Origin of the sequence: Dactylosporangium sp. NPDC048998, assembly GCF_043197855.1 — a bacterium.
Lineage (GTDB): Bacteria > Actinomycetota > Actinomycetes > Mycobacteriales > Micromonosporaceae > Dactylosporangium.
The window spans coordinates 16,336-40,135 of sequence record NZ_JBICTV010000041.1; the positions used below are offsets into that span (position 1 = coordinate 16,336).

At 71.8% G+C, this 23,800-nt stretch carries 20 protein-coding genes and 1 pseudogene; 12 read left to right on the forward strand and 9 right to left on the reverse strand.

What is annotated here, in order from left to right; translation table 11 throughout:
• Positions 1-10: 10 nt before the first annotated feature.
• Positions 11-502: a DUF3145 domain-containing protein gene (locus ACGFI8_RS42545; RefSeq protein WP_392813457.1), complete on the reverse strand. Its 492-nt coding sequence runs from the start codon at positions 500-502 to the stop codon at positions 11-13.
• Positions 503-758: 256 nt separating this feature from the next.
• On the opposite strand from ACGFI8_RS42545, the gene ACGFI8_RS42550 reads away from it, so the two are divergent.
• Both ACGFI8_RS42550 and ACGFI8_RS42555 read left to right on the forward strand, forming a co-directional pair.
• On the forward strand, positions 759-1,091 hold the full coding sequence (locus ACGFI8_RS42550) for a hypothetical protein (RefSeq protein ID WP_392813459.1): 333 nt from the start codon (positions 759-761) through the stop codon (positions 1,089-1,091).
• A gap of 171 nt (positions 1,092-1,262) precedes the next feature.
• Positions 1,263-2,231, forward strand: coding sequence for an alpha/beta fold hydrolase (locus ACGFI8_RS42555; RefSeq protein WP_392813460.1), 969 nt, complete (start codon positions 1,263-1,265; stop codon positions 2,229-2,231).
• Positions 2,232-2,243: 12 nt separating this feature from the next.
• On the opposite strand, the gene ACGFI8_RS42560 is transcribed toward ACGFI8_RS42555, so the two are convergent.
• Positions 2,244-3,251, reverse strand: a complete 1,008-nt coding sequence (locus ACGFI8_RS42560) for a saccharopine dehydrogenase family protein (RefSeq protein WP_392813516.1) — start codon at positions 3,249-3,251, stop codon at positions 2,244-2,246.
• A gap of 67 nt (positions 3,252-3,318) precedes the next feature.
• On the opposite strand from ACGFI8_RS42560, the gene ACGFI8_RS42565 reads away from it, so the two are divergent.
• Positions 3,319-3,969, forward strand: a complete 651-nt coding sequence (locus ACGFI8_RS42565) for a DedA family protein (RefSeq protein WP_392813462.1) — start codon at positions 3,319-3,321, stop codon at positions 3,967-3,969.
• Between the two features lie 82 nt (positions 3,970-4,051).
• Positions 4,052-6,217, forward strand: coding sequence for a HelD family protein (locus tag ACGFI8_RS42570; protein ID WP_392813463.1), 2,166 nt, complete (start codon positions 4,052-4,054; stop codon positions 6,215-6,217).
• A gap of 31 nt (positions 6,218-6,248) precedes the next feature.
• Here the strand turns inward: ACGFI8_RS42570 and ACGFI8_RS42575 are convergent, their stop codons facing one another.
• From ACGFI8_RS42575 to ACGFI8_RS42585, 3 genes are read right to left on the reverse strand one after another with little or no spacing between them, the layout of a single operon-like run.
• Positions 6,249-7,115: a carbohydrate ABC transporter permease gene (locus ACGFI8_RS42575; protein ID WP_392813465.1), complete on the reverse strand. Its 867-nt coding sequence runs from the start codon at positions 7,113-7,115 to the stop codon at positions 6,249-6,251.
• Positions 7,112-7,987: a carbohydrate ABC transporter permease gene (locus ACGFI8_RS42580; protein WP_392813467.1), complete on the reverse strand. Its 876-nt coding sequence runs from the start codon at positions 7,985-7,987 to the stop codon at positions 7,112-7,114. The genes ACGFI8_RS42575 and ACGFI8_RS42580 overlap by 4 nt, the downstream gene beginning before the upstream one ends.
• Positions 7,984-9,201, reverse strand: a complete 1,218-nt coding sequence (locus ACGFI8_RS42585) for an ABC transporter substrate-binding protein (RefSeq protein WP_392813469.1) — start codon at positions 9,199-9,201, stop codon at positions 7,984-7,986. Before ACGFI8_RS42585 ends, ACGFI8_RS42580 begins: the two co-directional genes overlap by 4 nt.
• 476 nt (positions 9,202-9,677) lie before the next feature.
• Between ACGFI8_RS42585 and ACGFI8_RS42590 the strand changes: the two genes are divergently transcribed.
• Genes ACGFI8_RS42590 through galK form a run of 3 tightly spaced genes read left to right on the forward strand, consistent with a single transcriptional unit; the run spans position 9,678 to position 12,696 of the window.
• Positions 9,678-10,457, forward strand: coding sequence for a DeoR/GlpR family DNA-binding transcription regulator (locus tag ACGFI8_RS42590; RefSeq protein WP_392813471.1), 780 nt, complete (start codon positions 9,678-9,680; stop codon positions 10,455-10,457).
• 32 nt (positions 10,458-10,489) lie between these two features.
• Entirely contained in the window at positions 10,490-11,578 is a 1,089-nt protein-coding gene (galT, locus tag ACGFI8_RS42595) for a galactose-1-phosphate uridylyltransferase (RefSeq protein ID WP_392813472.1), read from the forward strand.
• A complete protein-coding gene (gene galK, locus ACGFI8_RS42600) occupies positions 11,575-12,696 on the forward strand; it encodes a galactokinase (protein WP_392813473.1) in 1,122 nt (373 codons plus the stop codon). The genes galT and galK overlap by 4 nt, the downstream gene beginning before the upstream one ends.
• An 11-nt stretch (positions 12,697-12,707) precedes the next feature.
• On the opposite strand, the gene ACGFI8_RS42605 is transcribed toward galK, so the two are convergent.
• Positions 12,708-14,837, reverse strand: coding sequence for an NPCBM/NEW2 domain-containing protein (locus ACGFI8_RS42605; RefSeq protein WP_392813474.1), 2,130 nt, complete (start codon positions 14,835-14,837; stop codon positions 12,708-12,710).
• Positions 14,838-15,093: 256 nt separating this feature from the next.
• Between ACGFI8_RS42605 and ACGFI8_RS42610 the strand changes: the two genes are divergently transcribed.
• From ACGFI8_RS42610 to ACGFI8_RS42630, 5 genes and pseudogenes are all read left to right on the forward strand, one after another.
• On the forward strand, positions 15,094-16,182 hold the full coding sequence (locus ACGFI8_RS42610; RefSeq protein WP_392813476.1) for an ABC transporter substrate-binding protein: 1,089 nt from the start codon (positions 15,094-15,096) through the stop codon (positions 16,180-16,182).
• A gap of 64 nt (positions 16,183-16,246) precedes the next feature.
• Positions 16,247-17,758 (forward strand): sugar ABC transporter ATP-binding protein, encoded by a 1,512-nt coding sequence (locus ACGFI8_RS42615; RefSeq protein ID WP_392813477.1) that lies wholly within the window; start codon positions 16,247-16,249, stop codon positions 17,756-17,758.
• The gene (locus ACGFI8_RS42620; protein ID WP_392813478.1) at positions 17,755-18,726 is read left to right on the forward strand and encodes an ABC transporter permease; all 972 of its coding nucleotides are present in this window, start codon (positions 17,755-17,757) and stop codon (positions 18,724-18,726) included. Before ACGFI8_RS42615 ends, ACGFI8_RS42620 begins: the two co-directional genes overlap by 4 nt.
• Positions 18,723-19,751, forward strand: coding sequence for an ABC transporter permease (locus ACGFI8_RS42625; protein ID WP_392813479.1), 1,029 nt, complete (start codon positions 18,723-18,725; stop codon positions 19,749-19,751). Before ACGFI8_RS42620 ends, ACGFI8_RS42625 begins: the two co-directional genes overlap by 4 nt.
• Positions 19,752-19,931: 180 nt before the next feature.
• A pseudogene (locus ACGFI8_RS42630) lies at positions 19,932-21,297 on the forward strand (nitric oxide synthase oxygenase).
• A 10-nt stretch (positions 21,298-21,307) separates the two neighbouring features.
• Here ACGFI8_RS42630 and rocD read toward each other — a convergent pair.
• The 3 genes from rocD to ACGFI8_RS42645 form a co-directional block, all read right to left on the reverse strand.
• On the reverse strand, positions 21,308-22,522 hold the full coding sequence (gene rocD / locus ACGFI8_RS42635; RefSeq protein WP_392813481.1) for an ornithine--oxo-acid transaminase: 1,215 nt from the start codon (positions 22,520-22,522) through the stop codon (positions 21,308-21,310).
• Complete coding sequence (gene ddaH / locus ACGFI8_RS42640) at positions 22,519-23,412, reverse strand: dimethylargininase (protein WP_392813482.1); 894 nt, start codon at positions 23,410-23,412, stop codon at positions 22,519-22,521. Before ddaH ends, rocD begins: the two co-directional genes overlap by 4 nt.
• Before the next feature lie 117 nt (positions 23,413-23,529).
• Positions 23,530-23,745, reverse strand: coding sequence for a hypothetical protein (locus ACGFI8_RS42645; RefSeq protein WP_392813484.1), 216 nt, complete (start codon positions 23,743-23,745; stop codon positions 23,530-23,532).
• Positions 23,746-23,800 lie beyond the last annotated feature (55 nt).

Genomic DNA, 23,800 nt, shown 5'->3' on the forward strand with positions numbered 1-23,800 from the left:
TCTCTGCCGGTTATCCGACCCGGGTGAGAAGGGTCAACGGGACGCCGTCGCCGGCGTGGCGGTAGGGCTCGAGCTCCGCGTCCCAGGGGGCGCCGAGCGCCTTCTCCAGGGTGTGGGCGAGCGTGTCGTAGCCGCGGGCGCCGGCCACGAGGGCGCGCAGCCGGTCCTCGGACAGCACGATGTCGCCGTTGGCGCTGGTCGAGCCGCGGAACAGGCCGCGGCCGGGCACGTGCATGAACCGCTCCCCGTCGACGCCCGGGCTCGGCTCCTCGGTGACCTCGAAGCGGATCATCGGCCACTGCCGGAGCGCGGCCGCCAGCTCACCGCCCGTGCCGGTCGCGCCGGTCCACGAGCACTGCGCCCGGCGGGCCGAGGGCTCGACGGGCTGCACCGACCACTCGAGCCGCACCGGTGTCCCGAGGACGCGCGCGATCGCCCACTCGACGTGCGAGGACACGGCGAGCGGGGTCGAGTGAACGTATATGACGCCACGCGTGGGCACGAAAGACCTCCTGGAGACCGAGGTGCGTCTTCCCCTACGACCTCGTGCTCCGCGGGTCATGCCGTCGCGTCGACGGTGACTGTTGCGACCAATGATGACGATGTTGTGCGCGGTGCGCCAGAGAATCGGTCACACCGCTCCTGCGATTTGTCCAACGAACGGAGGTTCCACCAGGTAACTCGCTTTTTCCGGCCGGTGCGGCCGGGTGTTACAGTTTCTTGTCTTCCGTACGCAGCCTCGACAAGGAGTTCCCGCCGTGGCGAGCAACACCTCAAAGACCGCGCGGGCCTCAGTCCGCGCCGGTCAGGCCGGTGCATCCGGCGCCCTCAGTGTGCTGGGTGAGTTCAAGTACCTCATCCCGCTCAACAAGGGCAAGCACGTCTACGTGCGCAACCTGACCAACGGCAAGACCGTCCACCTCAGCACCGCCTCGGACGCCTTCGTCGAGGAGATCCGGCAGCTGGCCGGGGCCGGTCACGCCACCAAGATCCGCGCGGAGCTGCAGGCGCTCGCCGCCGCCACCCCGCAGGACGGTTGGGACGCCGCCGAGAAGCGCCTCGTCGAGGCGGGCGTGTTCGAGGCCGCCTGAGCCTCTCGCTGTGCGGACGCCGCCGGGGTCACCCCGGCGGCGTCCGGCTTTTCGCCAGGAGTAGCCCTGGAGTACTCCTTGATTACTCCTTGATTACTCCCGAGGATCACCGGGGTAATTCCAGGTACTTCCGGGTAACAATGGTTCATGGGTACCGTCGTCTCCCCTTCCGTGAGGCTCAAGGACGGCGCCCGCCTGTACAGCGTGCTCCACCCCGCAGCGCTGGCCACCCCCGGCCGGCGCCCCGTCACGGTGGTCCTCCTGCACGGCTGGACGCTCGACAGTCGCCTCTGGCGGCAGCAGATCGCCGACTTGCCCACAAGGCTCGGCGCTCCCATCCGGCTGCTCGCCTTCGATCTCCGCGGCCACGGCCGCTCGTCGGCCATCCGCGGCGCCGACGCCACCCTCGAGCAGCTCGGCGACGACCTCGCCGAGGTGATCGAGCAGCTCGTCCCGCACGGCCCCATCGTCCTTGCCGGGCACTCGCTCGGCGGGATGGCGATCATGGAGTACGCCCACCGCCACGCGGCCGAGTTCGCGCGCCGCGTCGTCGGGGTCGTGCTCGTGTCCACCTCCGCCGAGGGCTCCTCGCGCACCAGCTACGGGCTCAGCCCCCGCCTGGCCCGGGTGATGCGAATCCTCGAGGTCCAGGGCGCCGGGCTGCTGGCCCGCTCCGGCGCGTGGCGGCCGCACCGACGCCTGATGCCGCTGCTCGCCCCCGGTGTGCGATGGCTCGTGTTCGGCCACCGGGTCGACACCAGCTGGGTCGCGCTGACCGCGTCCATGGTCGGCAACGCCCCGCTGTGCGCGATCGGTGGCTTCCGGCCCTCGGTCGACCTGCATCATCGCGTGGAGAGCCTGGTCGCGATGCGCGGGCTGCCCGTGGCGGTGCTGGTCGGGTCGATGGACCGGCTCACACCGCCGATCTGCTCCGAGACGATCGTCCGGGAGCTGCCCGACGCCGAGCTGCAGATATGCGACGAGGCCGGGCACATGCTGCCAATCGAGCGCCCGGACGCGGTCACGGACGCGATCGTGTCGGTCATCCGGCGCGCCGCCCGCAACCGCCGCCGCGCGCCGAAGCCGCACCGGCCGCGCACCGCCGTGACGGGCGACGACGTCGCCACGCCGACGGGCTGAGCTTCACCGGCCTCACCCGGCCATGGTGACGGTCACACCGTCCAGCGTGCGCACGAAGTCCGCGCCGAACGCGGCTGACGGGGTGTGCACGCCGGGCGGCACCTCGCCGGCCCGGACCCGCTGGAGGGCGCGCAGCGAGGCGTCGGCGGTCAGCGCATACGCGTTCGGGCCGCTCAGCGTCGCCGAGCGGGTCGCGCCGAAGGCGTCGCGGACCTCGGCCCACGCCTCGCAGCCGGTGCCGGCCCGGCGCGCCGCCGACGGGCCGCCGCGGCGGACCAGGGCCCGGGCCAGCCGGCGCAACGGACCGAGGCGCAACGCCTTGGCGCACCCGCTGACCAGGGCCGCGCCGGGCGGCAGGGGCATGGAGACGGTGATGTCCGGGATGCCGGTCGAGCGGTAGGCCGTGACGAGGTCGCCCCAGCGGGTCGCGCCCACGCGGCGGGGACCGGACGGGAACGGCACCGTCCGCGACGGGGTGCCGTAGCGGGTGGGGACCAGCTCGCCGCCGATGCGGCGGGCCGCGCCCGCGCCCATCTCCGCGAACGCGGTGCGGGCGGTGCCGCGGGACATCCCGCCCGGCGCGTGGAACGCGATTTCCAGCGCCACCGCGCCGGGCAGTTCGGCGGCGAGCAGCGCGGCGAGGCAGTCTGTCGGCACGACGTCGAAGCCGGCCCCGGTGATCATCGTCACGCCGGCGGCGCGGGCGGCCCCGTCGTGCCCGAACATATCCTCGAACACGTCCAGTTCGCCGGTGATGTCCAGGTAGTGCGCCCCGGCCGCCAGACAGGCGGCGACGGCTGGCCCGGCGGTCTCGGCGAACGGCCCGGCACAGTTCACGACGGCATCGACGCCTTCGAGCAGCCCCGGGGTGAGCGGGCCGACCCGGTGCGGCAGACCCAGCTCGGCGGCGAGGGCCGCGACCGGCGCCGCGGACCGGCCGGCCAGCACGGGGCGCTCCCCGCGGATCACCGCCAGCCGGGCGAGCAGTGACCCGCTGTAACCGTTGGCGCCGTACACCATCCAGCTCACGCTCAGCAAGGTATGAGACGCTGAGCACAGACGGAAGTCTCTGGGGAGGGGAACCGCGGTGCATTACATCGAGACGTGGATGGGCACGCTCTCCCCGATCTGGGTTTACCTGCTGGTCGGCGCCGTCATCGGGGTCGAGAGCATGGGCGTGCCGCTGCCCGGCGAGATCGCGCTCGTCACCGCATCCCTGCTTTCCGTCACCACCGCGGTGAATCCGTGGGTGGTCGCCGGGGCCGCGTCGGTCGGCGCGATCGCCGGGGACAGCATCGGATACCTCATCGGCCGCCGCGGCGGCCGGGCCCTGCTGGAGCGGTTCGGCCGGCGGTTCCCGAAGCACTTCGGGCCCCCGCACCTGGCCAAGGCCGAGCGGGCGTTCCAGCGCTGGGGCGTCTGGGCGGTCTTCTTCGGCCGGTTCATCGCCCTCCTGCGCATCCTCGCCGGCCCGCTCGCGGGTGCGCTGCGGGTGCCGTACGGCAAGTTCCTCATCGCCAACGCCCTCGGCGGGATAACCTGGTCGTTCGGCACCGTGTTCGCCATCTACTCGCTGGGCCGGGTCGCGGAGAAGTGGCTGAAGGACTTCTCCTGGGTGGCGCTCGCGGCGGCCGTCGTCGCCGGCCTGGTCACGACCTTCTACCTGCGCCGCCGGGCGGCCGCGGAGGCCCGGGCGCTGCGCGCCGAGGCGGACAAGGAGCCCGCGGCCACGCCGTAGGAGGGCCCTGCCGCGAAATCCGGGCGCCGACGCGCGAGTAGGATTTCGGGGTTGTTTTTCGCCGGGCGGCAGGAGTAAAGCGTTGAGCGACGCGGTTCGCGACTCGGAGATCGCCGCTGAGCAGGCATATCTGGACCGGGTGTATGTGCGGCTGGACCAGTTGCGCATCTCCGCCGCCGAGGTGGAGAAGGCCGGGTACAGCCTGGCCCGGGTCGGCAACTTCGGCGCCCTCGTCGAGCGCGACGCGATGGTGTACCACGCGGCGCGGCGCCGGCGCGCGCTGGAGAGTGAGCACGACGGGCTGGTCTTCGGCCGGCTCGACCTCGGCCCCGACGGGGTGTCCGGCGCGGACGCCGCCGCGGTCGAGCCCGCGGTGCCGGACGGCGAGGTGCGCTACATCGGGCGGCTGGGGCTGCGCACCGAGCAGTACGAGTCGCTGGTCGTCGACTGGCGGGCGCCTGCCGCGGCACCGTTCTACCGGGCCACCCCCGCCGACCGGATGGGTGTGGTGCGCCGGCGCAGCATCCGCAGCACCGGCGAGAAGGTCGTCAGCATCGAGGACGACCTGCTCGACCCGGCGGGCGCGCCCCCGTCCATGGCCGTCATCGGCGACGGGGCGCTGCTGGCGAACCTGTCCCGGGCCACCGGCCGGGGCATGAAGGACATCGTCGCCACCATCCAGCGCGAGCAGGACGACGCGATCCGCTCCCCCGCGTCCGGGATCACGATCGTGCGGGGCGGGCCGGGCACCGGCAAGACCGCCGTCGCGCTGCACCGCGCCGCATACCTGCTCTACGCCGACCGCAACCGGTACGAGTCCGGCGGCGTGCTGGTGGTCGGGCCGTCGGACGTGTTCGTCGGGTACGTCTCGCGGGTGCTGCCGTCCCTCGGTGAGGACACCGCCACCCTGCGCTCGCTGGGCCAGCTGGTCGAGGGCGTCCAGGCGACCCGGCACGAGCCGCCGGAGGTCGCCGCCGTCAAGGGCTCGCTGCGCATGCAGAAGGTGCTGGGGCGCGCCGCCCGCAGCCCGATCCCCGGTTCGCCCGACAGGATCCGGATCTTGTACCGCGGGGAGCTGCTCAGCCTCGACCGGCCCGCGCTCGACGAGCTGCGCCGCACCGTGCTGGGCCTCGGCGTGAAGCGCAACGCCGCCCGGGCCAAGGCCGCCGGGCACGTGCTGGACGCGCTGTGGCGGCAGAGCGTCGAGCTGCTGCCCGCCGGCCGGCAGCAGAAGCGCGAGGAGTTCGCCCCGGACATCGCCGAGCGCCCCGAGTTCATCCGGTTCATGCGCGGGTGGTGGCCGGTGCTGCGCCCGGTGGAGGTGCTCGGCTGGCTCGCCGACCGGCAGCGGCTGTCGCGCTGGGCGGGCGGCGTGCTGAGCAACCGGGAGATCGCCACCCTGGCCGCCTCCCTCGACCCCGACGCGCTGCCCGGCAGCCTGTCGGTCGAGGACGTGGCGCTGCTCGACGAGTTGCACGAGCTGCTCGGCGAGCCGCCGGCGCGCAAGCGCCCGCCCCGCGACCCGTTCCAGGTCGCCGAGGGCGTGCGCGAGGTGACCACCTACGCGGACCGGATGGCGGCGGCGCGTGCCCAGGCCGTGGAGCGCCCGGACGACTACCGCGACTACGCGCACATCATCGTCGACGAGTCGCAGGACGTCTCCCCGATGCAGTGGCGGATGGTCGGCCGCCGCGGCCCGCACGCCACCTGGACGATCGTCGGCGACCCGGCGCAGGCCGCGTGGGCCGACGCCAAGGAGGCGGAGCGGGCGATGGAGAGCGCGGTGGGCACCCGGCGCCGCTCCGCGTTCACGCTCACCACCAACTACCGCAACTCGGCCGAGATCTTCGCGGTCGCCGCCCGGGTGATCCGGGCGGCGCAGCCGGACATCGAGCTGCCGACGGCGGTCCGCTCCTCCGGCGTCGAGCCCCTGGAGACCGTGACCGACGACCTGGAGACGGCGGTGCGCGAGGCCGCGAAGACGCTGCTGGACCAGGTCGAGGGCACGGTCGGCGTGATCACCCCGACCGCCCGCCGCGCGGAGGTCGCCGGCTGGGTGGACGGCCTGGACCCGCAGCGCCTGCAGACGGTGGGCGCGCTGGACTCGAAGGGCATGGAGTACGACGGCGTCCTGGTCGTCGAGCCGGCCGACATCCGCGAGGAGGCGACGACCGGCTTCCGGACGCTGTACGTCGCCCTGTCCCGCGCCACCCAGCGCCTGACCACGGTCGGCACCCGCCCCTTCTGACCCGTGGCATCTGCCCCGTGTCATCGCCGCGTCAGCCCTTCGCGGCTCCCAGGGTCAGGCCGGCGACGAACTGGCGCTGCAGGGCGAAGAACACCACGAGGGTCGGGAGGGCGACCAGCAGCGAGCCGGCCGCCAGCAGGTTGTAGTCGGTGAAGAACTGGCCGCGCAGGTTGTTCAGGGCGCTCGTCACCGGCAGCTTGTCTCCGGTGGAGATGAGCACCAGGGCGTAGAGGAAGTCGTTGTAGATCCAGGTGAACAGCAGGGTGGCGAGCGCGGCCAGGGCCGGGCGGCACAGCGGGAGCGTCACCTTCCGGTACTGCAGCCACACCCCCGCCCCGTCGACCACCGCGGCCTCGGTAATCTCCGGCGGCAGCGTGCGCATGAAGTTCGACAGCACGAACACGCAGAAGCCGACCTGGAACGCCACGTGGATCGCGATCAGGCCGACGTACGAGTCGTAGAGGGTGCCGGACCCCGACACGAAGCCGGGCACCGGGATCTGTTTGTACAGCTCGTACAGCGGCGTGACGAGCACCTGCGGGGGCAGCAGGTTGCCGGCGGTGAACACCACCAGCAGGAGCAGCGACCAGCGTATCCGCAGCCGGGCGATGCAGAACGCCACGAACGATGCCAGGAACAGGGTCAGCAGCACGGCCGGCACGGCGACGACGACCGAGTTCGTGAAGTACTTCGGCAGCTGCGCGGAGTCCCACACCTGCGCGTAGTAGTGCAGCGTGAGCCGGTCCGGCCAGGAGAAGTACCCCTTGCGGGAGGTCTCCGCGTAGGGGCGCAGCGACGCGTAGACGGCCAGCGCCAGCGGTGCCAGCCAGCCCAGCGACACGATGATCAGGAAGCCGTTGAGCAGCACGCGCGCCGGGCGCAGGGCGCCTGCCTTCATCGCTCCTCCCGCAGGATGCGCACCAGATACGTGACGATGAAGCCGAGCGAGATGAGCAGCAGGATCACGGCGATCGCCGAGCCGAAGCCGATCCGGCTGGCCTCGCCGATGATGTTGTCGGTGACGAGCACGGACAGCAGCTCCAGGCCGTTGCGGCCGCGGTTGATCGCGTAGACGACGTCGAACGCGCGCAGGCCCTCGATGACGGTGATGACCAGCACGATGATGTTGACCGGGCGCAGGGTCGGGAAGGTGACCCGGAAGAACGTCTGCGCCTCGTTGGCGCCGTCCAGCGCGGCCGACTCCTTGAGCGCGGGGTCGACGGCCTTGAGCCCGGCGAGGTAGAGGATCATCACGTAGCCGACGTGGCGCCAGCCGACGGCGATCAGCACCGCCCAGATGTTGATGGACGGGTCGCCGAGGAAGTCGATCGGGTCGGACGTGCGGCCGAGGATGTTGTTGAGCGCGCCGTAGTCGCGGGAGTACACCAGCTGCGCGATGAACCCGACGATCGCCAGCGACAGCACGACCGGCAGGTAGAGCGCGCTCTGGTAGAACCGGCCCAGCCGCAGGCGCTTGTCCAGCAGTACCGCGAAGAACAGCCCCAGCGGCGTGGCGACCAGGCCGAGGAACGCCAGCCACAGCAGGTTGTGCCGCATCGCCGGCCAGAACGGCGGGTAGACGTTCACGATCGTGTCGTAGTTGCGCCCGCCGACCCAGACCGGGTCGGTGACGCCGTTCCACGAGGTGAAGGACAGCCCGATCGAGGCGATCGTGGGACCCCAGATGAGCCCGAGGTCCAGCACGATCGCCACGCCGAGCACGACCGCGATGACGGCGCGGTCGCTCACGCTGAAGCGGCGGACCTTCACGACGTGAAGATGGTCTTCTTCTGGGCCTCGATGCTCTTCAGCAGGCCGTCGACGTCGTCGGGCTTGTTGATGAACGTCTGCAGGGCCGGGATCATGACCTGCGAGGCGAAGTCGGGGCGGGTGTCGCGGTCGAGGAACTGCGAGATGTGCTTGGCGCTGCTGACGAGCTCGACGGACTTCTTCTGCAGCGCGTTGTAGGCGGAGGTGTCGGCGGTGGAGTTGGCGGCGATGTTCGTCGGGTTGCTCTTGAGGTAGGCCAGCTCCGCGGGGCCGGTGGCCAGGTACTTGAGCAGCTCCTTCGCCGCGGCGGCGTGCTTGGGCCTGGCGGCCATCATGAACCCGTCGATCGGCGCCTCGACCGAGTCCCGGCCGAACTCGGAGTTGATCTCGGGGAAGGCGAAGAAGTCGAGGTCCGCGAGCTCCGCGCCGGCGAACTGCTCGCCGACGAAGGTGCCGCAGACGTACATGCCGGACTGGCGGTTGAGCAGCGACTGGGCTGCTTCCTGCCAGGTGCGGCCGTTGGCGCCGGGCTGGTGGTAGGGCAGCAGGCCCCGCCAGGTGTCGAAGACGGTCTTGAGCTTGGCGTCGGTCCAGGCCTGCTTGCCGGCCATGAGGTCGACGTGGAACTGGTAGCCGTTGATGCGCATGTTGAGGTAGTCGAACGTGCCCATCGCCGGCCAGCCGTCCTTGTCGGCGAAGGCGATCGGCACCAGGCCGTCGGCCTTCATCTTTTCGCACAGGGCCTTGAACTCGTCCAGTGTCTTGGGCTCGGTGTAGCCCTTCTGCTGCCACAGGCTCTTGCGGAAGAAGACGCCCCACGGATAGTTGTAGAAGGGCAGGAAGTACTGCTTGCCGTCCTCACCGGTCGAGGCCGCCTTGAGCGCGCCGGAGAAGTTGCCGCCGACCTCCTGCCACACGTCGGACAGGTCGCCGGCGAGGCCCTGCTTGGCGAAGAACTGCATGCGGTAGCCGGCGAACCAGGTGAACACGTCGTCGGGGTTGCCCTGCAGGTACCGGTTGATGTTCTCCTGGAACGAGTTGTGGTCGACGGTGTTGACCTTGACGTTCTTACCGTTGGGGTAGGCCTGCAGCACCGCGTCCATCGCGGACTTCGGCACGGCGTCGGAGTAGTTGGACCCGAAGGTGACCTCAGCGGTGGTGCTCCCGCCGCCCCCGGAGTCGCCGCACGCGGCGAGCAGTGACGACGCCGCCACCCCTCCGAACCGGCCAGTGCACCGCCCAGGACGGTACGACGTGAGAAGTTCATCGCTTCCTCCTCAGCAAGGCACAGAACCAAACGAGAACCTCCAGTAGGGCGACAGTCCTCGGATAAACGGGCATTGTCAATGGATCTACGTATTTGATCAGGAAAAATTAGCAGTGATCGATGTATTTTGTCCGGAAACTTTATCGACACATGTCGGTAACAGCGGGGCGCCGGGGCCATCCATCGACAACCGGATGTTTGTTCGAGTTTGTTGACTTCTGGTCGGCTAGGTTCGAAGCTGTACGCCATGCGAGCGCACCTACGCGCCCTCTTCGGGGGTGACCGCCCGGCGAGAGACTTCGACCGGGTCAGCGAGGTGCACGTGCGTGCGGGAGACGTAACGTCTGCGTGGGAACCCGTTGTGGGTCCGGACACTCGCGCAGTCGTGAACACCCCCGCTGCGCCTGCGAAGGGAACGGCGTGATGCTCGCACAGCAACGTCAGGCGGCCATCCTCGACCTGGTCCGCCGCCACGGTGGCGTGCGCGTGAGCCAACTGGTCCGCCAGTTCGGCGTCTCCGACATGACCATCCGGCGCGACCTCGAGGCGCTCGCCGACCGTGGCCTCGTCGACAAGGTGCACGGCGGCGCGACGATCGCCGGGCCCGGCTCGACCGAGGAGCCCGGCTTCGACGCCAAGTCCGTGCGCCAGCGCAACGAGAAGGCGGCGATCGCCGAGCGGGCCGCGAGGCTGATCGAACCGCACACCGCGGTCGCGCTGTCGGCCGGCACCACCACCGCCGCGCTCGCCGCGCACCTCGTCGACGTCCCGGGACTGACCGTCGTCACCAACTCGATCCCGGTCGCCGACACCCTGTACCACGCCGGGCGCCCGGACCAGACGGTCGTGCTCACCGGCGGGATCCGCACCCCCTCCGATGCCCTCGCCGGCCCCGTGGCCGAGGCGGCGATCGGCTCCCTCAACGTCGACGTGCTGTTCCTCGGCGTCCACGGCATGAGCCCGCGCACCGGCTTCACCACGCCCAACCTCATGGAGGCCGGCACCAACCGGCTGCTGGTCGCCGCCGCGCGCCGGCTCGTGGTGCTCGCCGACCACACGAAGTGGGAAATGGTGGGCATCGCCACCATCACGCCGCTGGACGAGGCGGACATCCTCATCACCGACGTCGGGCTGGCCGCCGAGGCGCGCGTGCAGCTCGCCGAGCGTGTCGGGGAGCTCATCGTCGTCGATCCGAACGGTTAGCCAAAACTCGGTAGCAAGACCCTGGAGAACGAGTGAAGCGCACGGTCACCCACCTCGCCGACGGCCGGGAGCTCATCTACTTCGATGAGCGCGACGACGCGTCCCGGGACACTGTCGACCAACGGGACCTGCCCCCGCCGCCGGCGGCGTCGGAGATGCGGTACGACCCGATTCTCGACGAGTGGGTGGCGATCGCCACGCACCGGCAGTCCCGCACCTTCCTGCCGCCGTCGGACCAGTGCCCGCTGTGCCCGTCGACGCCGGAGTGGCAGAGCGAGATCCCGTCGCCGGAGTACGACGTGGTGGTCTTCGAGAACCGCTTCCCCTCCTTCAGCCACCGGGTCGGGCCGGGCCAGGGCGACGTGCTGCCCGGCCTCGTGCCGACCCGCCCGGGCGCCGGGCGCTGCGAGGTCGTCTGCTTCACCTCGGACCACAACGCGTCGTTCGCGTCGCTGGCCCCGCACCGGGTGCGCACGGTGATGGAGGTGTGGGCCGACCGCACCGCCGAGCTGTCCACCCGCGACGACGTCGAGCAGGTCTTCTGCTTCGAGAACCGGGGCGAGGAGATCGGCGTGACGCTCTCCCACCCGCACGGGCAGATCTACGCCTACCCGTTCGTGACCCCGCGCACCCGCCGCATGCTGCGCTCCGCCCGCGAGCACGCCGCCAAGAGCCCGGGCGGCGCGAACCTCTTCGCCGACGTGCTGGCCGCCGAGCGCGCCGACGGCACCCGGATCGTGGCCGGCAACGAGTGCTGGACGGCGTTCGTGCCCGCCACCGCCCGCTGGCCGTTCGAGATCCATCTGTACCCCAACCGCCGGGTCGCCGACATCCCCGCGCTCAGCGGCGAGGAGCGCGACGCGTTCGGCCCGCTGTACCTGGAGGTCCTGCGCCGCCTCGACGGCATGTTCGGGCTGGCCATGCCCTACATCGCCGCCTGGCACCAGGCGCCGGTGCGGGTCGCGCGGGACCTGGCCTACCTGCACCTGCAGCTGTTCAGCACCCGGCGGGCGCCGGGCAAGCTCAAGTATCTGGCCGGCTCCGAGTCCGGCATGGGCGTGTTCGTCAACGACGTGCGGCCCGAGCAGGCCGCCGCGATGCTGCGGGAGGTGGCCCTGTGAACTCCGCCGTGGAGCGGCTTCCGGACGGACCCTACGACGCCGTCTGGGCGAGCCCCGGCCGGGTCAACCTGATCGGCGAGCACACCGACTACAACGACGGCTTCGTGCTGCCCTTCGCCCTGCCGCACAGCACCGTGGTGGGCGCGCGCCGGCTCGACCGTCCCGAATGGACGGTGACCTCGGAGCAGACGGGCGAGACGGTCACGTTCGGGCCGCAGGACAAGGTGGACGGCTGGGCCTCCTACGTCGCCGGGGTGGTGTGGGTGCTGCGCGAGGCCGGCCACGACGTGCCGGGCGCGGCCCTGACCGTCGCCTCCGACGTGCCCTTCGGCGCCGGGCTGTCCAGCTCCGCGGCGCTGGAGTGCGCGGTGATGGCCGTCCTGCTCGACCTCGCGGGGATCGACCTGCCGATGGCGCTGCGGCCGCGCCTGGCGCAGCGGGCCGAGAACGAGTACGTCGGCGCGCCGACCGGCGTCATGGACCAGTCCGCCTCCACGCTGTGCCGGGAGGGCCACGCGCTGTTCCTGGACTGCCGGTCACTGGCCACCGAACAGGTGCCCTTCGACCTGGCCGCGCAGGGCCTGGCGGTCCTCGTGGTGGACAGCAGGGCGCCGCACGCGCACGTCAGCGGCGAGTACGCGGCCCGGCGGCGCAGCTGCGAGGAGGCGGCGAAGATCCTCGACGTGCCGGCGCTGCGCGACATCGACCCGGCCGGGCTGCCGGCCGCGCTGGAGCGCCTCGACGACGAGGTGATGCGCAAGCGGGTCCGGCACGTGGTCACCGAGGACCAGCGGGTGCTCGACACCGTGGAGGCGCTGCGGGCCGGCGACGCACGGGCGATCGGGCCGCTGATGACCGCCTCGCACGCCTCGATGCGCGACGACTACGAGATCACCGTGCCGCAGGTGGACACGGTGGTGACCGCGGCCCTGGCGGCCGGGGCGCACGGGGCCCGGATGACCGGCGGCGGCTTCGGCGGGTGCGTGCTGGCCCTGGTGGACGCCGACCGGTGCGGGGAGGTCGAGGCGGCGGTGCGGGGGGCGTTCGCCGAAGCCGGCTTCACGCCCCCCGACGCCTTCGTCGTGACCCCGGCGGAGGGGACCCGCAAGGTCGGGTGATCAGCAGACGATCAGCAGACGAGCCGCGCGTCCGCCCAGTCGGCGTGGTCGTAGTCGATGCTGCCCGCGCCGCCGACCACCAGGTGCAGGTCGCTGCGGCCGGCCACGCTCACGTCGATCGCCACCGGTGAGCCGGCGGTGACCGTCGGGCTGGCGTACAGGGTGGCGCCGTCGGCGACGACGCTGAACGTGACGCCGGTCGACTGGGTGCCCACCTCGGCGTCCAGGCCGGCCACGGCGGTGAACCGGCTGCACGCGCCGCCGAGCGGCACCGCGATGTCGCTCGCGGCGTGGGCGCCGACGCCCTTGGGGTAGAACACCCCGCCGACGGTGAGCACGCTGCCGTCGCCGGCCGGCTGCTCGCCGTTGGACATGTCGCGCTCGGCCGGTCCCCAGCCGTTGCTCGCCGCGCCCCAGGTGCGGTCGCTGACGGCCGAACCGGCGCCGGCGCCGCCGCAGACCAGGGTCGGCGATCCCCAGTCGGCGTGGTCGTACTGGATGCCGTTCGTGCGCCCGTCGGTGACCCGCAGCTCGAGGTTCAGGTAGCCGCCGGTGGAGACCGTCAGTCGGGTGGGTGCCTGGCCGCCGGTCTTCACCCCGGTGTACGCCAGGAGCCGCCCGTCGCCGTAGACCGCGAAGCGCACCGAGCCGTTGGTGCCCACCTCGGCGTCGACGCCGACCTGCGCGGTGAAGGTGCGGCAGGCGCGGCCGAGGTACACGTGCACCGCGGAGTCGGCGTGCGCGCCGATGCCCTTGGCGAACGTGGTGCCGCCGATGTTGAGCGTGCCGCCGTCGCCGGCCGCCTGCTCGCCGTTGGCGCGGTCCCGCTCGGCCGGGCCCCAGCCGTTGCTCGTCGCGGCCCACGTCATGTCGCTGACCTGCAGGGTGCCGGCGGCGGGCGGCGCGGCCAGGGTGCCGGCGCGGGTCACCCGGAACATCGCCACGCCGTGCGCGGGCACGGAGGCGCTCAGCGCGCCCGTGGTGCTCGAGGTCGCGCCCGTCCACAGGTTCTTCGCCTGGTACGAGCTGGAGCCGGCCAGGCCGAGCTCGGCGGCGCTGGTGGAGACCGTGGCGCCGGCGCTGCCGCGGTTGAGCAGGACCACGGCCACCGACCCGTCGCTCATCGGCTTGGCCCACACCTCCTGGTCGCCGGCGTCGGCGACGCGCCGGCCCTGGGAGCCGCCCCAGTCCCGGTTGACCGCGATGACGTCGGCGTTGCGCAGGATGCCCAGCGTGGCGGCGCTGACCGAGCGCAGGTCGTTGCCGAGCAGCAGCGGCGCGGACAGCAGCGCCCAGAGCGAGAAGTGGGCGACGTTCTCGTCCTGGGTCAGCGAGCCGTTGCCGACCTCGAGCATGTCCGGGTCGTTGTAGTAGCCCTTGCGCGCGAACGGCTCGAGCCCGGCCTGCTGGTCCAGGATCGAGGTGATGCTTCCCCAGCTGGCGTTGATGTCGTCGGTGGTACGCCAGGAGCTGCCGCCCACGTTGGGGCCGAAGACCCACGGCTGGTCGCTGCCCCAGTTGCACAGGCTGTAGACGATCTGCCGGCCGGTGGCCTTGAGCGCGTCACCCATCGCCTTGTACCGGTCGAGGGCCGGGCGGCCCTGGTTATTGCAGTTGTCGTACTTGAGCAGGTCCACGCCCCACGACGCCCAGGTCTGCGCGTCGGTGACCTCGTGGTCGAGGCTGGCCGGCAGCCCCTGGCAGGTGGCGGTGCCGGCCGAGGAGTAGATGCCGAGCTTGAGGCCGCGGGCGTGGACGTAGTTGGCGATCGCGGCGATCCCGCCCGGGAACCGCACCGGGTCGGGCTGCAGGCGGCCCTGCGCGTCGCGGGTGCTCGCCATCCAGCAATCGTCGATGTCGACGTAGGTGTAGCCGGAGTCGCGCAGTCCGGTGCTGACCATGGCGTCGGCGGTCGCCTTGATCAGGTTTTCGTCGATGTTGCAGCCGAAGCGGTTCCAGCTGTTCCAGCCCATGACGGGGGCGGTGAGGGGGCCCGGCTGCGGCGTGGCGGCGGCCGCGGCGGGCCCGGCGCCGGCCACAGTGACGGTCACAACGACGGCGATGGATGTCGGGACGGCCAGGCCGAGTGACACGGCGGCCGCCGTCAGGGCGCGGCGCAGCGCCCCAGGGGGTCGGATCATCGCAGCTCCCAGGTGGAATTCCGATCGAACCTGTTGAATATTGTTCTACGCCGATCAACACGCTCGCACAAGGTCGTGCACCGATGTCGGGCCGGCGCCGCCCAGGTCTTGGAAATGTGACAGTTGATGTTTGGTTTTGGGCAGCTGGGTGGAAAGTCTTGACAGAAAAAGTTTAAGGGTGAGTGAATGCGATACGCATCGATGCGGTGCTCGCACAGACACCCCCTGTCCACCCTTCGCTCAAGGGAGTGACACCATGATCGATATGCGTGGCCGCTGGCGGCCCGCTCTGGCCGTGCTCAGCGCCGCGGCCCTGCTGATGTCCGGCTGCGCGAAGTCCGAGGACGACAACGCCGGCTCGTCGGCGGCGGCGAACGCGTCCGCCGCCGCACAGGCCACCAAGTCCGCCGACGCCGGCGGCGCGACCTGCACCCTGCAGCAGTACGGCGGCACGAAGGCCGACCTGAAGACCGCCACGGTCGGCTTCTCGCAGTCGGAGAAGGAGGCCAACCCGTTCCGCATCGCCGAGACCCAGTCCATCAAGGACGAGGCCGCGAAGCTGGGCATCCCCGCCGACCACCTCAAGACCACCAACGCCGACTCGAAGTTCGACAAGCAGATCACCGACGTCAGCACCCTGATCGACCAGGGCGTCCAGCTGCTGATCATCGCCCCACTCAACTCCGACGGCTGGGACTCGGTGTTCGCCAAGGCGTCGGCCAAGAAGATCCCGATCGTCACCATCGACCGGAAGATCAACGCGAAGAGCTGCACCAACTACCTGACCTTCATCGGGTCGGACTTCGCGGAGCAGGGCAAGCGGGCCGCCGACAAGATGGCCAAGGCCCTCAACAACACCGGCACCGTGTCGATCCTGCTGGGCGCGCCGGGCAACAACGTGACCACGCTGCGCACCAGCGGCTTCAAGGACGAGCTGGCCAAGGTCGCCCCCGGCATCAAGATCGTGTTCGAGCAGACCGGCAACTTCTCCCGTGAGGACGGCCAGAAGACGGCCGAGCAGCTGCTGCAGGCCAACCCGAACGTCAACGGCATCTACGCCGAGAACGACGAGATGGCCCTCGGCGCGATCACGGCCCTCAAGGGCGCGAACAAGAAGGCCGGCGACGTCAAGATCGTGACGATCGACGGCACGAAGGGCGCGGTCCAGGGCATCGTCGACGGCTGGATCTCCTCGGTCATCGAGTCCAACCCGCGCTTCGGCCCGCTCGCCTTCTCCACCGCCCAGAAGTTCTTCGATGGCGAGGCGATCCCGGAGAACATCATCATCTCCGACCGCGAGTACGACTCCACGAACGCGCAGTCGGACCTGGGGCTGGCGTACTGACCTTTACGGCGGTTGGCCCGGGCCGGACCCTGCCGGCCCGGGCCTTGCCGGGGAGAGAGGCATCATGTCCCAGCCCTTGCTCGAGGTCGCCGGGGTCAGCAAGCAGTTCCCGGGCGTGCGCGCGCTCGACGACGTCTCGTTCACGCTGCGCGCGGGCGAGGTGCACGCCCTCGTCGGCGAGAACGGCGCCGGCAAGTCCACCCTGATCAAGGTGCTCACCGGCGTCTACCGGCCCGACGCCGGCGAGGTGCGCTACCTGGGCGAGCCGGTGTCGTTCTCCGGCCCGCTCGACGCCCAGGCCGCCGGCATCTCGACCATCTACCAGGAGGTCAACCTCGTCCCGCTGATGAGCGTGGCGCGCAACCTCTTCCTCGGCCGGGAGCCGCGCAACCGCCTCGGCCTGGTCGACGTCGCCCGGATGCACCGCGAGGCGGCCGGAATCCTCGCCGGCTACGGCATCACGTCCGACGTGCGCCGCCCGCTGGGCCTGATGCCGCTCGGCGCGCAGCAGATGGTGGCGCTGGCGCGGGCCGTCATGGTCGACGCCAAGGTCGTGGTGATGGACGAGCCGACCTCGTCGCTGGAGCCACGCGAGGTGGAGACGCTCTTCGGTGTCATCCACCGGCTGCACGAACGCGGCGTCGGCATCGTCTACGTCAGCCACCGCCTCGACGAGCTGTACCGCATCTGCGACGGCGTGACGATCCTGCGCGACGGCCGCCTGGTGCACGCGGGCCGGCTCGCCGACCTGGAGCGGATCGAGCTCGTCTCGCACATGCTCGGCCGGCCGGTCTCCGCGGAGCGCTCGTTCACCAGCTTCGCCGGTGAGCACGACGCCGCGGGCGGCGCCCCGATCCTGCGGGCCACCGGCCTCAGCAGCCGGCACCGGCTCACCGGGGTCAGCTTCGAGGTGCGGCGGGGCGAGGTGGTCGGGCTCGGCGGCCTGCTCGGCGCCGGGCGAAGCGAGACCATCAAGGCGGTGGCCGGGGCGCTGCCGCTGGACGGCGGCACCGTCGAGGTCGACGGCCGGCCGCTGCGCCGCCCGACCCCGGTCAGCGCGCTCAAGGCCGGCATCGCCGTGCAGCCCGAGGACCGCAAGGCGGAGGGCATCGCGCTGGGGCTGTCGGTGCGGGAGAACATCGCGCTGGCCGTCCTGCCGCGGCTGGCCACCGCCGGGGTGGTCTCCGAGCGGCGCATCGACGAGATCGTCGAGCGGTTCATGACCCGGCTGTCGATCAAGGCGTCCGGCCCGCACCAGCGCGTCGGCGACCTCTCCGGCGGCAACCAGCAGAAGGTGCTGCTGGCCCGGCTGCTGGCCACCGGGCCGAAGGTGCTGCTGCTGGACGAGCCGACCCGGGGCATCGACGTGGGGGCGAAGGCCGAGGTGCAGGCGCTCATCGACGAGCTCGCCGCCGAGGGCCTCGGGGTGGTGCTGGTGTCCTCCGACGCCGAGGAGCTCATCGAGGGCTCCGACCGGGTCGTGGTCCTTCGCGATGGCGCCGTCGTGGGCATGCTGCGCGGCGACGAGGTGACGACGGAGCATTTGATGAACGTGATCGCGGTGGCCGCGTCATGACCGATGTGAGCACTCCCGCCCAGGGGCGCGGGCTGGACCTTTCCAGATGGTGGCGGCTGCTGCCGGCCTACGGCGTGTACGTGGCGATCGTCGTGCTGGTGCTGTTCAACGTCGCCTTCACCGGCAACTTCCTCGAGTGGTCGAACCTGCGCATCCAGCTGGTCCAGGTCACGCCCGTGGTCATCGTGGCCCTCGGCATGGCGCTGGTGATCGGCACCGAGGGCATCGACCTGTCGGTCGGCTCGGTGATGGCCCTGGGCGCGGCGATCATCCCGCTGTACCTCGGCTACGGCGCCGCGCCCGCGATCGTGCTCGCGCTCGTCGGCGGCCTGGTCATCGGGCTGGTCAACGGCGGCCTGGTCGCGTTCGTCGGGCTGCAGCCGATCGTGGCGACGCTGGCCATGCTGGTCGCCGGCCGGGGCATCGCGCTGGTGCTCTCCAGCGGCCGCTACAAGGACATCCACGACAGGAGCTTCCTCGCGATCGGCACCGGCGAGCTGTTCTCCGTGCCCTACACGGTGTGGATCGCCGCGGTGCTCGCCGTCGTCGTCGGTTTCGTGGTTCGCCGGACCGTCTTCGGCCGGCGGCTGCTGGCCATCGGCGACAACCGGCCGGCCGCGGTGCTCGCCGGCGTGCCGGTGCGCCGGGTGCTGGTGGCCGTCTACGTCATGAGCGCGATGCTGGCCGCGGTCGCCGGCGTCATCCAGGTCTCGCGGATCGGCTCCGCGGACGCGTCCCGGATCGGCCTGCTCATCGAGCTGTCCGCGATCACCGCGGTGGTCGTCGGCGGCACGCCGCTGACCGGCGGCAAGGTGCGCGTGCTGGGCACCGTCGCCGGGGCGCTGCTCATGCAGCTGCTGACCGCGACGATGATCGCCAACAACCTGCGGGACTCGACCGCGCAGATGGTCCAGGCCGTCATCATCCTGGTCGCCGTGTACGCGGCGCGCGAACGGAGGACCCGATGAGCGGCCCGGCCATAGCCACTCCAGCCACTCCCCCGGCTCAGGCGGAGCGCTCGGAGGCCGCCTCGCTGCGCACCGAGCGGGTCGTCGAGCTGATCCAGCGGCAGGGCGCGCTCGCCGTGCTGGCCGTCGTGATCGTCGTCGGCGTCGTGGCGTTCGACAGCTTCCGCACCTACGCCAACGCCGGCACGGTGCTCATCTCGGCGGCGCCGCCGGCGCTGATCGCGCTGGGCATGACGTTCGTGATCATCGGCGGCGGCATCGACCTGTCCGTCGGGTCGCTGTACGTGCTCGGCGGGGTGCTCGCGGCGTGGGCGTCGCAGTACGGCACCTTGGCCGCCTTCGCCCTGCCGCTGGCGGTGTGCGGGGTGTTCGGCCTGGCCCAGGGCCTGATCATCGCCTACGCCCGGCTGGCGCCGTTCATCGTCACGCTCGCCGGGCTGCTCGGGGCGCGGGGCCTGATGCTCGCGCTTTCCGGCGAGGGTGCGAACACCTACCTGGTCAGGACCGACGCGTTCAAGCACTTCGGCACGGGCGACCTCGCCGGCATCGGCTACCCCGTCTACCTCGTCGTCGTGCTCTTCGCGGTCGGGATGCTGCTGCTGTACCGCACCCGCTTCGGCCAGTCCGTCTACGCCATCGGCGGCAGCGCGGACGCGGCCCGCCTGATGGGCGTGCGGATCCGCAGCACGCAGGTGCGGGTGTACATCCTCTCCGGCGTCCTGGCCGGGCTGGCCGGCGCGATCAACGCGGCCCGCCTCGGCTCCGGCGTCACGGTGCTCGGCACCGGCATGGAGCTCGACGCGATCGCCGCGGTCGTCATCGGCGGCACGCTGCTGACCGGCGGCGCCGGGACGCTCGGCGGCACCGTCGCCGGCGTGCTGCTGCTGCAGGTGATCCAGAACCTGATCAACCAGATCGGCACGGTCACCTCGGCCTGGCAGACGGTGATCAGCGGGGCGTTCATCGCGCTCGTCGTGGTGGCGCAGACCTACCTGGCCCGGCTGCGAAGCGTGGCCTCGGGCTGAGGCCGCGGAGGGGGCGCCTGCCTGCGCCCCCTCCGGCGTCGCCGCGACGTGCAGATCCTGACGCTGCGGCGCCAACCGCACACGGTGTGCGACCCGCGTCCCCATGGCGCCGACACGATGGGTGCCTTGCCACCGGAGGCGTTGGGAGGTAGGCGCGTGAGCGTGCCTGGATACCGCGACATGCCTGGGCCGCAGTGGGATGCCCACGCACCCGTGGACCCCGCGGAGGCGGAGGATTTCCTCGCCCTCTACCACCGCGAGCACCATAAGCGCGGCGACGCGCGCGAGCGGCTGGCCCGGGTCCGCGACGAGATCGCCGAGACCGGCACCTACGCGCACACGTACGCCGAGCTGGTCTTCGGCGCCCGGGTCGCGTGGCGCAACGCCAGCCGCTGCATCGGCCGGCTCTACTGGCGCAGCCTGGTCGTGCGGGACCTGCGCAAGGTCGCCGCCCCGGCGGAGATCTTCGAGGAGCTCGTGCGCCACCTGCGCCTGGCCGGGCAGCGCGAGCGCAACGTGATCCGCCCGATGATCTCGATCTTCGCGCCGCACACGCCGGGCCGCCCCGGCCCGCGGCTGTGGAACGACCAGCTGATCCGCTACGCCGGGCACCGCCACCCCGACGGCACGCTCGTCGGCGACCCGCGCTACGCGCAGTTCACCGAGACGCTGCGGCAGTACGGCTGGCACGGCAAGCCCGACAACCCGTTCGACGTGCTGCCGCTGGCGCTCGAGTCGCCCGACGGCACGGTGAGCCTGCACGAGCTGCCGGAGGACGCGGTCTGGGAGGTGCCGATCGTGCACCCGGAGCTGCGCTGGTTCGCCGAGCTGGGGCTGCGCTGGCACGCGATCCCGGCGATCTCGAACATGCGGCTGACCATCGGCGGCGTCGACTATCCGCTCGCGCCGTTCAACGGCTGGTACATGGGCACCGAGATCGGCGCGCAACCTCGCCGACCCCGACCGCTACAACCTGCTGCCGCTGGTCGCCACGCGGCTGGGCCTGGACACCGGCACCGAGCGCTCGCTGTGGAAGGACCGCGCGCTGGTCGAGCTCAACCGGGCCGTGCTGTTCTCCTTCGACCAGGCCGGCGCCCGCATCAGCGACCATCACACCGAGTCGGAGCGGTTCCTGGCGCACGTGGCCAGCGAGGAGCGCTCCGGCCGCCGTACCCCGGCCGACTGGTCGTGGATCGTGCCGCCGATCAGCGGCGCGGCGACCGGCGTGTTCCACCGCTACTACGCCGAGGCCGACCAGCGCCCCAACTTCTACCTCGACCCGGACGCGCGGGAGCTCGGGCGGCGGGGCCGCTCCCCAGTGACGCCGGCCGCCGGCTGTCCGGTCGCGCACGGGGAGCGGGCGGCGCTGCCCCGGCCGCGGGCGGTGCCGGCGGGCGGCTCGATGGGCCTCGCGGACGGCTCGACGGGCGGCCCGGCGGTCCTCCCGCCGGTCCGCCCCGTGGCGCCGGACGTCGTGGTGCGGGACGCGCCCGCGGTGGTGCCCGGGCAGCGCCCCGGCTGGCTCGGCCGCCTGCTGCGCCGCTGAGCCGGCCGGCTCAGCCCCGGAGCACCTCGATCAGGGCGTCGACCGCGCCGTCGATCTCGTCGCGGGTGACAACCAGCGGCGGGGCCAGGCGCAGCGTCGAGCCGTGGGTGTCCTTGGCCAGCACGCCGCGGGCCATCAGCCGCACGCACGCCTCCCGGCCCGTCATCAGCGCCGGGTCGATGTCGATGCCGGCCCACAGGCCCCGCCCGCGGACCGCGGTGAGCCCCCGGCCGACCAGCTCGCCGAGGCGGCGGTGCAGGTGGGCGCCGACCTCGCGGGCGCGCTCCTGCGGCTCGCCGGTCTCCAGCAGCGCGACGACCGCGCGGGCCACCGCGCAGGCCAGCGGGTTGCCGCCGAAGGTCGAGCCGTGCTCGCCGGGGCGCAGCACGCCGAGAACCTCGCGGCCGGCGGCGACCGCGGAAACGGGCACGATGCCGCCGCCGAGGGCCTTGCCCAGGATGTACATGTCGGGCACGACGCCCTCGTCGTCGCAGGCGAACGTGGCGCCGGTGCGGCCGAGGCCGGACTGGATCTCGTCGGCGACGAACAGCACGTCGCGCTCCGAGCACAGCCGGCGCACGCCGGGCAGGTAGCCGCGCGGCGGGACGAGCACGCCGGCCTCGCCCTGGATCGGCTCCAGCAGTACCGCCACCGTGGTCTCGTCGACCGCGGCGGCGAGCGCGTCGAGGTCGCCGTAGGGCACCACCCGGAAGCCGGGGGTGTAGGGCCCGTAGTCGGCGCGGGCCTCCGGGTCGGTGGAGAAGCTGACGATCGTCGTGGTGCGGCCGTGGAAGTTGCCCTCCGCGACGACGATCGTGGCCTTCCCGTCCGGCACGCCCTTGACCCTGTACCCCCACTTGCGGGACACCTTGATCGCGGTCTCGACGGCCTCGGCTCCGCTGTTCATCGGCAGGACCATGTCCTTGCCGGTCAGGCGGGCCAGGTCGCGGCAGAACGGGCCGAACTGGTCGTGCAGGAACGCCCGGCTGGTCAGCGTGACCCGGTCGAGCTGCTCGCGCGCGGCGGCGATCAGGCCGGGGTGGCGGTGGCCGAAGTTCAGCGCCGAGTAGCCGGCGAGGCAGTCGAGGTATCGCCGGCCGTCCACGTCGGTGACCCAGGCGCCCTCCGCCTCGGCGATGACGACCGGCAGCGGGTGGTAGTTGTGCGCGGTGTACCGCTCGGCCTCTTCAACCGCCGGGGCCGTCAGGTTCGCAACACTGGTCATGACCCCTCCTCGCTTCGCTCGTCGGTGCCCTGACCTGAATCCTGTGTTTCCTGGTGACCGGCCCCTCCGCTTCGCTCCGGACCGGTCACGCCCCGGACCTCCAGGGTGCAGCACTTCGGGCCGCCGCCGGCCTTGTGCAGCTCGGAAACGTCGACCGGCACCGGCTGGAACCCCTTCGACGCTAGCTCCCGGGCCAGGCGGGTGGCGGCGGACGGCAGGACGACCCGGTGCCCGTCGCTGACGGCGTTGAGGCCCAGCACGGCGGCGTCCTCGGCGGTGGCGAGCACGGCGTCGGGGTACAGCCGGCGCAGCACCTCCTGGCTGCCGGGCGAGAAGGCCCCGGGGTAGTACGCGACGTTGCCGGCGGTGCCCGTGTGCTCCAGCACGGTCAGCGCCGTGTCGAGGTGGTAGTAGCGCGGGTCGACCAGCTGCAGGGTGATCACCGGCCGGCCGAACAGCTCCTGCGCCTCGGCGTGCGCGGCGTGCTCGGTGCGCAGGCCGGTGCCGGCCAGGATGACGCTGCCGGCAAGCAGCAGGTCGCCCTCGCCCTCGTTGACGTTCTTCGCCGCGTGCACGTCGAAGCCGTTGCGGGCGAACCACTCCAGGTAGGCCGGGCCCTCGTCGGCGCGCTCCGGGTGGCGGAACTGCGCGCCGTACACCCGGCCGTCGACGACCGTGGCACCGTTGGCGGCGAAGACCATGTCGGGCAGGCCGGGCACCGGGTCGATGAGGTCGACGGTGTGGCCGAGCGACAGGTACAGCTCGTACAGGGTCGTCCACTGCGCGACGGCCCGCTCGGCGTCGACCGGTGCGGTCGGGTCCATCCACGGGTTGATCGCGTAGTCCACCGCGAAGTACGTGGGGCGGCACATGAGGTAGCGACGACTCATGCGTAAGAACCTACGGCGGCCCGGCGCGGCGAACCATTGCGATTCGGTGCTTCTCGGCGCATGTTCATTGTGTGATTGTCGCCGCGTTCGGTGATTCGTTGCGATCGCGCGGAGCACCTACTTGATCTCGCGCCAGTTGCCGGGCTGGGCCAGCAGGCCGGAGACGCAGTCCATGGCGCGGTCCTCGTCGGTGAACTCGTAGCGCCGGCTGCGGCCGTCGGCGCCGCCCTCCCGCGACTCGACCCACCAGACGCCGGCGTCCTCGAAGAGATACACGTCGCGGCGGGCCAGCCGGCCCCAGGTGCCGTTCCACCAGTGCTTTCTGCGCTCCATGAGGGATCATTCGAACACATGTGCCAACCTTGCGGAAGGGCGACCCGCCCATATC

Bases quoted from the DNA above. Each gene is read 5' to 3' on its own strand.
- ACGFI8_RS42620 (WP_392813478.1), top strand. From the start codon at position 17,755: ATGACCGATGTGAGCACTCCCGCCCAGGGGCGCGGGCTGGACCTTTCC.
- ACGFI8_RS42625 (WP_392813479.1), top strand. From the start codon at position 18,723: ATGAGCGGCCCGGCCATAGCCACTCCAGCCACTCCCCCGGCTCAGGCG.
- ACGFI8_RS42645 (WP_392813484.1), bottom strand. From the start codon at position 23,745: ATGGAGCGCAGAAAGCACTGGTGGAACGGCACCTGGGGCCGGCTGGCC.
- ACGFI8_RS42610 (WP_392813476.1), top strand. From the start codon at position 15,094: ATGATCGATATGCGTGGCCGCTGGCGGCCCGCTCTGGCCGTGCTCAGC.
- ACGFI8_RS42560 (WP_392813516.1), bottom strand. From the start codon at position 3,251: ATGGTGTACGGCGCCAACGGTTACAGCGGGTCACTGCTCGCCCGGCTG.
- rocD (WP_392813481.1), bottom strand. From the start codon at position 22,522: ATGACCAGTGTTGCGAACCTGACGGCCCCGGCGGTTGAAGAGGCCGAG.
- ACGFI8_RS42615 (WP_392813477.1), top strand. From the start codon at position 16,247: ATGTCCCAGCCCTTGCTCGAGGTCGCCGGGGTCAGCAAGCAGTTCCCG.
- ACGFI8_RS42590 (WP_392813471.1), top strand. From the start codon at position 9,678: ATGCTCGCACAGCAACGTCAGGCGGCCATCCTCGACCTGGTCCGCCGC.
- ddaH (WP_392813482.1), bottom strand. From the start codon at position 23,412: ATGAGTCGTCGCTACCTCATGTGCCGCCCCACGTACTTCGCGGTGGAC.
- ACGFI8_RS42575 (WP_392813465.1), bottom strand. From the start codon at position 7,115: ATGAAGGCAGGCGCCCTGCGCCCGGCGCGCGTGCTGCTCAACGGCTTC.
- ACGFI8_RS42605 (WP_392813474.1), bottom strand. From the start codon at position 14,837: ATGATCCGACCCCCTGGGGCGCTGCGCCGCGCCCTGACGGCGGCCGCC.